The following is a 9,445-nucleotide window of genomic DNA, read 5'->3' on the forward strand; positions in this document are numbered from 1 at the left end:
TCAGTTGCGCCCGATGCCGAGTTTGTCGACCCGATAGCGCAGTTGCCGCAGGCTGATGTTCAGGCGGCGTGCGGCTTCAGACTGGTTGTTATTGGTTTGCGAGAGCATCGCGCGGATACGGTCGGCCTCGTCTTCCTGCACCCAGTTGTAGGAGCGCCCGTACTGGCGGGGTGCGTTGTCGCTGGGTCCAGGGGCGGCGACCTCGGCGGTGGCCTGTGGCTGGCGGTTGCCGGGGATTGCTATCGAGCTTTCCGAGGCCAGTGCCTGACGCAGCTTGTCGGCATCAATCAGCTCCTGATCGCTGGTCAGTGAGGCCCGCTCCAGTACGTTCTGCAACTGCCGGATATTGCCGGGCCAGTCGAAGCCTTCGAGTACCGCAAAGGCGTCGGCTGCCAGGCTCCAGTTGCGTTCGTAGTGGTGGTTGAGTTCGTTGAGAAAGTGCAGGGCCAGCTGACGGATGTCTTCCTGGCGCTCGCGTAGCGGCGGCAGGTGTACCGGCACCACGTGCAGGCGATAGAACAGGTCAAGGCGGAAGGCGCCCTGGTTGACCGAGGCCTGCAGGTTGACGTGGGTGGCGGTAATCACCCGAAAGTCCACGGCGACGGAGTCGTGACTGCCGATCGGGTCGACCTTCTTCTCCTGCAGTACGCGCAGCAGCTTGGCCTGCAGTGACAGCGGCATGTCGCCGATTTCGTCGAGAAACAGCGTGCCGCCGTCGGCCTGGACGATCTTGCCTTGCTTGTTCTGTGACGCGCCGGTGAAGGCGCCCTTGGTGTGGCCGAACAGTTCGGATTCAAGCAGGTCTGCCGGAATCGCCGCACAGTTGATGCAGATGAACGGCTTCTCGCGGCGGTCGCTCTGCTGGTGGATCATCCGCGCAAATTTTTCCTTGCCGGTGCCGGACTCGCCGAGCAGCATCACCGGGGCATCGCTGTGGGCGACCTGAATGGTCGAGCGCACCGCGTCCATCAAGGCCGGGCTGCTGCCGAGGATACCGTGGGCGAGGCTTTGCTTGAGCATGCCTTCGACCGCGATGCTGTGGCGCAGGCTCTGGTTTTCCTTGACCAGATGCTCGGTCTGGTCCACCACAAACTGGTGGATGCGCAGCACCTGTCCGATCATCGCGGCGGCCACGCGCAGCAGGCTGATGTCTTCGTCGAAGGGGCGTTCGTGCATGCCTTCGCGCTGCACCGAGAGCACGCCAATCGGGGTGCCGGATTCGAGAATCGGCACAGCGATAAAAGCCATGCGGCCGCCGCTGTGGTGCGACAGTTCGGTAATGCGGCGCACAAACAGTGGCTCGTCGTTGACGTCCGGCACCAGACCGATCGATCCGGTGCGCATCACATAGCCGGTCACGCCCTGATTGATGTCGACGTTGAAGCGGCCGGCCTTGAGATCATCAACTGACAAGCCGTAGGAGTACTTCACCTGTAGCGACTGGGAGTTCGCTTCCGGCAGGCTGACGCGTCCACAGTTCAGTCCATAGAGCTGAGACAGCAAACGCAGGATGCCCTGAATGGTGCGTGGGGCATCCAGTGGTTTCTCGAGGAGCTTGGCCATCTCCAGAATGACGACGAGTTCGCGCTTCATCATCTGTTGGGCTGTCCGTTTCTGTATGGCATTCAAGATGAACAGATCCTCCGCGTTGGCTGATATCCACGCGACCTGTCATCCCTGCACTGCTGACTGGGTAAGCGGTCTGCACCGCGTCTGATCTAGTGACTGATCATCCAGGGTCGTCGTGGTCCAGACTGTTGTTTGAGGGCAGGAGGTTCTCCCTCCTTGCGCTTGGTGTGCTGGCAACTACCGGAGCTGCAACAACTGTGCCCGTGGCTGACCTTGGGGGCGTGAGCGCTGCGCTCGTTGGTCTCGTGTGCCTTGCGCTGATGGGCGCTGAGGGTCTGCAGGCGCGGTGCGCTGATGCGGCGCTGCATGGGCTGCGAGCAGATTGGGCAGGCCCGTGGCAGGTTCCGCTCACTGCTCGGCAGCAGCGCTTCGAAGGGGCCGCAGTCGGTACATTCAAAATCGTATAAAGGCATTATCTGCTCCGCAAACGTGCGACTTGGAAGATGTGGCCCGCCCATGCTGGTGCGGGCCACTGCTGTGCTATCAGCCTTTCCAGAGGGCTGTTGGCACTTCCGGACTGCTTACCGCGATGGTCGGGCCTTCGGCGTTCGGCATGATGTCGAAGTCGAATATCTCGGTTGGAATCCAGATGGTGGCGCAGACGTTCGGCACGTCGACGATACCGCTGATGTGACCCTGCACCGGTGCTGTGCCGAGTAGCGAGTACGCCTGGGCGCCGCTGTAGCCGAATTTCTTCAGGTATTCGATGGCATTCAGGCAGGCCTGACGGTAGGCAACGTGCGCATCCAGATAGTGCTGCTTGCCGCTCTCGTCGACCGAGATGCCTTCGAAAATCAGGTGTTTCTTGTAGCTTGGCGCCATATCGCTGGGCTGGAAGATCGGGTTCTTCACGCCGTACTTCTTGCAGCCATCCTTGATGACGTTGACGCGAATATGAATCCAGCCAGCCATCTCGATGGCGCCGCAGAAGGTAATTTCGCCGTCGCCCTGGGAGAAGTGCAGGTCGCCCATCGACAGGCCGCCGCCCTTCACATATACCGGGAAGAACACCCGTGAGCCCTTGGTCAGATCCTTGATGTCACAGTTACCACCGTGTTCGCGCGGCGGCACGGTGCGCGCACCTTCGGCAGCGACCTTGGCGGCAGCGTCACCGGTGGCACGGCCGACATGCGCGGTCGGGGCGTAGGGCGGGTTGGCCAGAGCTGGAACGCGATCCGGGTCGGTATCAATCAGCGCCTGCTCGCGGCTGTTCCATTCATCCAGTAGGTCCTGCGACGGCAGACAGCCGATCAGGCCGGGGTGCATCAGGCCGATGAATTCCACGCCCGGAATATGGCGAGACTTGGTATAGATGCCGTTAAAGTCCCAGATGGTCTTGCGCGCTTCCGGGTAGTGTTCGGTCAGGAAGCCGCCGCCGTTCTCTTTGGCGAACACGCCGTTGAACCCCCACATCTGATCGGCAAAGGCTCCGATGTCGAGAATGTCGACGACCAGCAGGTCGCCCGGCTCGGCGCCCTCGACTGCAATCGGGCCGCTGAGGTAGTGCACCTTGCTCAGGTCGACGTCGCGCACGTCTTCGGCACTGTCGTTGTTGCCGATCTGGCCGCCAGTCCAATCCATGCATTCGACGATGAAGTCAGAGCCGGGCTTGACCGTGGCGACCATCGGGACGTCCGGGTGCCAGCGGTTGTGAATGTTGTCGTGCTCCTGAGGGCTCTTGCTCAGATCGATCTTGATCAGTGTTTCTGCCATGACAGCGAATCCTCTGCTTGGGTGATGAGTCGGGCCCGTGTATGGACCGTGCTTTTCCCTGAGCAGAAGCCGTGCCAGCTTTGTTTTGTTTTTATTATTTCTTATATATCAGTGCCTTAAATGAATTGTTCAGCGCATTGTCAGGCGCTGAGACGGGCGGGCTTAACAATGTCACTAAGCGATTTTGGACATTGTCATGACAATGTCAGGTGCAGATTGTCATTTCCCCTGGCCGTTGCTTGACATTGGCCGCAGTCGAGCGCCTGGAAGATTTTGATACAGCTATGCAGTCAATTGATCTGCAAAGGATTTTTGGCCGTCATGGTGGTTTGACAGTGCGCACTCTGGCGCGCTGGCACAGTGGTTGCTGTAGGCCTTGATGACAGGCAAGGCAGGCCGGGGAGAGAGGTCTGCCAGCCGGTTCTACCCACATCAAGGAGATTCACCCTATGCAAGACTCAAAACGCAGCAAGCCAGCCTGGAAGCGTGGCCTGATCGGTCTGGCGCTGGGCACAGGTCTGGGCCTGGCCAGCATGGCGGGTGCGGCAGATATGCCGACGGCTGAGGTCAATACCACTGGGCTGGCCGTGACCGACGACACCGTCAAAGTCGGTATTCTCCACTCCATTACCGGCACCATGGCGATCAGCGAAACCGGTTCGGTTGAGGCAGAAATGCTGGCCATCGAGCAGATCAACGCCATGGGCGGTGTGCTGGGTCGCCAGATCGAAATCATCCAGGAAGACGGCGCCAGTGACTGGCCGACCTTTGCCGAGAAGGCCCGCAAGCTGCTGGTTCAGGACCGCGTTGCCTCGGTTTTCGGCTGCTGGACCTCCGCCTCTCGCAAGGCGGTATTACCGGTCTTCGAGAACGAGAACGGCATGCTCTACTACCCGACCTTCTATGAGGGGCTGGAGCAATCCAAGAACGTGATTTACACCGGCCAGGAAGCCACTCAGCAGATCATCGCTGGTCTTGACTGGATCGCCGAAGAGAAGGACGCCAAGACCTTCTACCTGGTCGGCTCCGACTACATCTGGCCGCGCACCTCCAACAAGATTGCCCGCAAGCACATCGAAGACGTGCTGGGTGGCGAAGTGGTTGGCGAGGAGTATTACCCGCTGGGCAATACCAACTTCGGCTCGCTGATCAACAAGATCCGCCTGAAGAAACCTGATGTTGTTTATTCCAGCATCGTTGGCGGTTCCAACGTCGCCTGGTGGAAGCAGCTCAAGGCCGCCGGTATCACGTCTGACCGTCAAACCATCATGACCATTTCGGTAACCGAGGATGAAGTACTGGGTATCGGTGGTGAGAACATGGAAGGTTTCTACTCCGCGATGAAGTACTTCCAGTCGCTGGACAACGAAAACAACCAGGCCTTCGTCGACGCGTTCAAGGCACGCTGGGGTGAAGACAGCGTGATCGGCGACGTAACTCAAGCCGCCTACCTCGGCCCTTGGCTGTGGAAAGCGGCGGTTGAGAAGGCCGGCAGCTTTGACGTTGATGCTGTGGCTGCAGCCTCCGCTGATATTGAGCTGACTACCGCGCCTGAAGGCTACGTCCGCGTTCACCCGAACCACCACCTGTGGAGCAAGCTGCGGGTTGGTCAATGGGGTGCTGACGGTCAGGCCACCGTAGTTTACGAGTCCGACCTGATCGAACCGAATCCCTTCCCGGAAGGCTACCAGTAAGACGTCCGTTTGAAGTGATGCAACAGGGTGCGGTCCAGGTGGCCGCACCCGTCTAGGAGAGTAATTATGGGCGGATATTCAAGTCAGGAACTCGTGGCCATTTTTGTGATGCAAGGATTCAGTGGCCTGAGTCTGTTCTGCGTCTTTCTGCTGATGGCCCTCGGGCTGGCGATCATCTTCGGGCAGATGGGCGTCATCAACATGGCCCATGGTGAATTTCTTACGCTGGGCGCCTACATCACCTGGATGGTATCCAAGCTGGCCACCGAAACCTGGCCCTGGATGCAGCAGTTTTACTTCCCGCTGGCCGTAGTGCTGGCATTTCTCGGTACCTTCATACTTGGCTATCTGGTCGAAATGTTATTGATCCGGCGGCTGTATGCCCGTCCGCTCGATACGCTGCTGGCGACCTGGGGGCTGGGGCTGATCCTGCAGCAGATTTACCGTTCGACCTTTGGTCCGCGTGAAGTCAGCGTCGTTATGCCGGACTGGCTGATGGGCTCCTGGGCGCCGACCGACATTATCGATATCCCGCTCAACGGCCTGTTCGTCATGGGTATCACCGCGCTGATGACGGTGCTGGTGGTGATTCTGCTGTACCGCTCGCGCTGGGGCATCAAGGTGCGTGCGACGACCCAGAATCGGATGATGGCCAACGCTGCGGGTATCAATACCCAACGGGTAGACCGCTTCACCTTCGCGCTTGGCTGCGGTATCGCCGGGGTGGCGGGGGCGGCCTTTACCACCATCGCTTCGACCGGCCCGACAACCGGCTCCCTGTATATCGTCGACACCTTCCTCGTGGTGGTGTTCGGTGGTGCTGCCAGCCTGTTCGGCACTGTGGTGTCGGCCTTCGGCATCGCCCAGTCGCAGTCGATTCTCGAATTCTTCCTCAGTGGCTCCATGGCCAAGGTGATCACCTTGCTGACTGTGGTCGCGATTCTGATGTTCCGTCCCCAGGGGCTCTTTGCAAGCAAGGTGCGTCGCTAAGCGACGCCTGCGCTGGAGGTTATTGAAATGGATAAATGGATAGCAGCATTCGGGGGGCGGCAACGCTTGCTGCAGTTGCTTGCGCTGGCCGTCCTGCTGATGGTGATCCTGCCGCTGACGCTGGACATCTTCCGTCTGAATCTGGTCGGTAAGTACCTGACCTATGCGTTTGTCGCCGTAGGGCTGGTGCTCTGCTGGGGTTACGGCGGGATTCTCAGTCTCGGGCAGGGGGTGTTCTTCGGTATTGGCGGTTATTGCATGGCGATGTTCCTCAAGCTGGAAGCATCCAGCCCGGAAAACACCGCGATTCAAAGTACCCCGGGTATTCCGGACTTTATGGACTGGAACCAGATCACTGAGCTGCCGTTGGGGTGGATGCCGTTTCACAGCCTGACGCTGACTGTGCTGCTGATCCTGACGGTGCCGGCGCTGGTTGCCTTTCTGATTGGTGCGGCCATGTTCAAGCGCCGGGTCGGCGGGGTGTACTTCGCGATCATTACCCAGGCGATTGCCTCCATCGCCACCATTCTGATCATCGGTCAGCAGGGCTATACCGGTGGCATCAACGGCATTACCGACCTGCGCACCATGCTGGGGTGGGACATCCGCCCAGACAGTGCTAAGTATCTGCTCTATTTCCTCTGCTGCATTCTGTTGATCGCCTGCTTGCTGGTTGGCCAGTTTGTACTCAACAGTCGCTACGGCAAATTGCTGATCGCCATGCGCGACCAGGAAGACCGGGTGCGTTTCTCCGGGTACGACGTCGCCAATATCAAGATCTTCGTGTTTGCCCTGGCCGGCGTGTTCTCGGCGTTGGGTGGAGCGATGTTCGCACTGCAGGTTGGCTTTATGTCGCCGTCGTTCGTCGGCACCGTGGCCTCGATTGAAATGGTGATCTTCTGTGCGGTCGGCGGGCGCCTGTCGCTGATCGGTGCGGTGTATGGGGCGCTGCTGGTGAATCTGGCCAAGACCCTGCTGTCGGAGAGCTTTCCGCAACTGTGGATCGTGTTCATGGGTGCGCTGTTCATCGGAGTCGTGCTGCTGTTCCCGCAGGGGCTGGCCGGTATCTATGAAGACTACGTGCGTCCGCAGGTCGCCAAGCTGTTCTCGCGCAAGCGGGCGGCGGTGAGTCAAGAAGACAAGTCGGTTGCCCAGGAGGCGCGCTCATGAGTTCTCCCATTCTGCTGGCCATCGAAGATCTGACCGTGTCCTTTGATGGCTTCAAGGCGGTCGACGGTTTGAACCTATACGTTGAGCGCAACGAAGTGCGGGTGGTGATCGGGCCGAATGGCGCCGGCAAGACCACGCTGCTGGATTTGATCTGCGGTAAGACCAAAGCTTCGGCGGGCTCGATCAAATTCAAAGACACCGAGCTGACCAAACTGGTCGAACACGACATCGTCAAGGCCGGGGTAGGGCGCAAGTTTCAGACCCCGTCGATCTACGAAAACCTCACGGTGCGGGAAAATCTGGAGTTGTCGTATCCGAAGGGGCGCAACGTGTTCGGCAGCTTGTTTTTCAAAGTCACCGAACAGGTCAATGCACGGGTTATGGAGGTCGCCGGAGAGATATTTCTCAGCGACCGCCTGGATACCAGCGCCGGCCTGCTCAGCCACGGCCAAAAGCAGTGGCTGGAGATTGGTATGCTGCTGATTCAGGACCCGGAGCTGTTGATGCTGGATGAGCCGGTCGCCGGGATGAGTGTGTCCGAGCGCGAGGCGACCGCCGAACTGCTCGGGCGGATCAGCAAAAACCGCTCGGTGATTGTGATCGAGCACGACATGGACTTCGTCAAGGACATCGCCCACCGGGTGACCGTTCTCCATCAGGGCAAGTTGCTGGCTGAAGGCAAGATGGACGAAGTGCAGGCGAACGAAAAGGTCATCGAGGTTTACCTCGGCCACTAACTGCAAAGGAGCATGAGCATGCTGAACGTACGTGATCTGCGGGTCAGTTATGGCATGAGTGAGGTCATCCACGGCATCGACCTGGACGTGGGTGAGAATGAGACGGTAGCGATCATGGGCCGCAACGGCATGGGCAAGACCACGCTGTTCAAGTCGCTGATCGGCATGATTCCCTGCAGCGGCGGGGAGATCACTTTTAATAGCAAGGAGCTGTCCAGGCTGCAGTCTTACCAGCGGGTGGCCAGCGGTGTAGCGTATGTTCCTCAAGGCCGGATGGTGTTTCCGACCCTGACTGTAGAGGAAAACATCATGGCCGGGCTGGAAGTTACCGGGCGGCGCAAGGTGCCGGATGACATCTATGAGTTGTTTCCGGTATTGCTGGAAATGCGCCATCGCAAGGCCGGCAACTTGTCAGGTGGTCAGCAGCAGCAGCTGGCGATCGGTCGAGCACTGGCGGCCGACCCCAAGATTCTGCTGCTGGATGAGCCAACCGAGGGGATTCAGCCATCGATCATCAAGCAATTGGCAACCACGCTTAACGAGATCAAGCAGTTGCGCAAGATCAGCATCGTCGTGTCGGAGCAGGTGCTGAGCTTCGCGCTGGCAGTAGCAGACCGGATGCTGGTGATCGACAAGGGCAAGATTGTCCATGAGGCGGTAGGTGAGCAAATCGACAAGGACCATATCAGTCGTTATCTGTCGGTCTGAACACCTGCGTCTCGCAGGGCAAAACCCGGCTTTCCGTAAGGGAGCCGGGTTTTTTCATGCCTGCGCGAAAATAGGGCTTGACGGAAAATCTGACGGGCCTATAATTCGCCTCCTCGTCGGGCAGGATGCTTCGCCTAAAGCGCTTATTAATCAATGAGTTAGCTTGAAAATGAAGCTTGACAGTTCGGCGAGATGGCGTAGAATGCGCCGCCTCGGAAGGGGTGTTCGAAAGACGCCAATTCGAGTGCGATGAGAAGTTCTCATCAGGTTGTTTGGAAGGTGTTGACAGCGGGGTTTGATCCTGTAGAATGCGCCTCCCTGACCCGGAAAGCGGAAGCTGTTTTGGGTTGTTCAAGCGGGTTTTGAGGCGGTTAAAAACTTCAAATAAAAGCTTGACAGAACATGAGGTTAGCGTAGAATGCGCGGCCTTGGTTAGGCGGAAACGCTGACCGAATCGCTCTTTAACAATTTGAATCAAGTAATTCGTGTGGGTGCTTGCTGAATGTGCTCGATGATCAGAAAGATTATCAGCCAAGCAAGTTACTCTGTGAATTCTAGAGTTTTTTGTAAAGCTGAGCCAAGTTTAGGGTTTTCTCAAAACCCAATCAGTATTTAACTGAAGAGTTTGATCATGGCTCAGATTGAACGCTGGCGGCAGGCCTAACACATGCAAGTCGAGCGGATGAAGGGAGCTTGCTCCTGGAGTTAGCGGCGGACGGGTGAGTAAAGCCTAGGAATCTGCCTGGTAGTGGGGGACAACGACTCGAAAGGGTCGCTAATACCGCATACGTCCTACGGGAGAAA

At 58.4% G+C, this 9,445-nt stretch carries 8 protein-coding genes and 1 rRNA gene (1 of these 9 cut by a window edge); 6 read left to right on the forward strand and 3 right to left on the reverse strand.

Annotation, left to right across the window (positions count from 1 at the left end):
• The 3 genes from ACKPCU_RS04125 to fmdA form a co-directional block, all read right to left on the reverse strand.
• Positions 1 to 1,596, reverse strand: coding sequence for a sigma-54-dependent Fis family transcriptional regulator (locus ACKPCU_RS04125; protein ID WP_104736440.1), 1,596 nt, complete (start codon positions 1,594 to 1,596; stop codon positions 1 to 3).
• A gap of 122 nt (positions 1,597 to 1,718) precedes the next feature.
• Positions 1,719 to 2,042 carry an FmdB family zinc ribbon protein gene (locus ACKPCU_RS04130; RefSeq protein WP_104736439.1) on the reverse strand — a complete coding sequence of 108 codons (324 nt, stop codon included), beginning with the start codon at positions 2,040 to 2,042 and terminating at the stop codon, positions 1,719 to 1,721.
• Positions 2,043 to 2,112: 70 nt separating this feature from the next.
• Positions 2,113 to 3,342: a formamidase gene (fmdA, locus tag ACKPCU_RS04135; protein ID WP_104736438.1), complete on the reverse strand. Its 1,230-nt coding sequence runs from the start codon at positions 3,340 to 3,342 to the stop codon at positions 2,113 to 2,115.
• Positions 3,343 to 3,875: 533 nt separating this feature from the next.
• Between fmdA and urtA the strand changes: the two genes are divergently transcribed.
• The 6 genes from urtA to ACKPCU_RS04165 form a co-directional block, all read left to right on the forward strand.
• Entirely contained in the window at positions 3,876 to 5,036 is a 1,161-nt protein-coding gene (urtA, locus tag ACKPCU_RS04140) for an urea ABC transporter substrate-binding protein (protein WP_321351734.1), read from the forward strand.
• A gap of 66 nt (positions 5,037 to 5,102) precedes the next feature.
• Positions 5,103 to 6,026 (forward strand): urea ABC transporter permease subunit UrtB, encoded by a 924-nt coding sequence (gene urtB / locus ACKPCU_RS04145; RefSeq protein ID WP_104736436.1) that lies wholly within the window; start codon positions 5,103 to 5,105, stop codon positions 6,024 to 6,026.
• A gap of 27 nt (positions 6,027 to 6,053) precedes the next feature.
• Entirely contained in the window at positions 6,054 to 7,196 is a 1,143-nt protein-coding gene (urtC, locus tag ACKPCU_RS04150) for an urea ABC transporter permease subunit UrtC (protein WP_321350130.1), read from the forward strand.
• Entirely contained in the window at positions 7,193 to 7,933 is a 741-nt protein-coding gene (gene urtD, locus ACKPCU_RS04155; protein WP_321350132.1) for an urea ABC transporter ATP-binding protein UrtD, read from the forward strand. The genes urtC and urtD overlap by 4 nt, the downstream gene beginning before the upstream one ends.
• Before the next feature lie 18 nt (positions 7,934 to 7,951).
• Positions 7,952 to 8,641, forward strand: coding sequence for an urea ABC transporter ATP-binding subunit UrtE (gene urtE, locus ACKPCU_RS04160; RefSeq protein WP_321350134.1), 690 nt, complete (start codon positions 7,952 to 7,954; stop codon positions 8,639 to 8,641).
• 613 nt (positions 8,642 to 9,254) lie between these two features.
• Positions 9,255 to 9,445 (forward strand): 16S ribosomal RNA (locus ACKPCU_RS04165) (it continues 1,346 nt past the right edge of the window).

Source organism: Halopseudomonas oceani, from assembly GCF_963677335.1.
GTDB classification, from domain to species: domain Bacteria; phylum Pseudomonadota; class Gammaproteobacteria; order Pseudomonadales; family Pseudomonadaceae; genus Halopseudomonas; species Halopseudomonas oceani.

Bases quoted from the DNA above. Each gene is read 5' to 3' on its own strand.
- urtE (WP_321350134.1), top strand. From the start codon at position 7,952: ATGCTGAACGTACGTGATCTGCGGGTCAGTTATGGCATGAGTGAGGTC.
- urtA (WP_321351734.1), top strand. From the start codon at position 3,876: ATGGCGGGTGCGGCAGATATGCCGACGGCTGAGGTCAATACCACTGGG.
- ACKPCU_RS04130 (WP_104736439.1), bottom strand. From the start codon at position 2,042: ATGCCTTTATACGATTTTGAATGTACCGACTGCGGCCCCTTCGAAGCG.
- ACKPCU_RS04125 (WP_104736440.1), bottom strand. From the start codon at position 1,596: ATGATGAAGCGCGAACTCGTCGTCATTCTGGAGATGGCCAAGCTCCTC.
- fmdA (WP_104736438.1), bottom strand. From the start codon at position 3,342: ATGGCAGAAACACTGATCAAGATCGATCTGAGCAAGAGCCCTCAGGAG.
- urtD (WP_321350132.1), top strand. From the start codon at position 7,193: ATGAGTTCTCCCATTCTGCTGGCCATCGAAGATCTGACCGTGTCCTTT.
- urtC (WP_321350130.1), top strand. From the start codon at position 6,054: ATGGATAAATGGATAGCAGCATTCGGGGGGCGGCAACGCTTGCTGCAG.
- urtB (WP_104736436.1), top strand. From the start codon at position 5,103: ATGGGCGGATATTCAAGTCAGGAACTCGTGGCCATTTTTGTGATGCAA.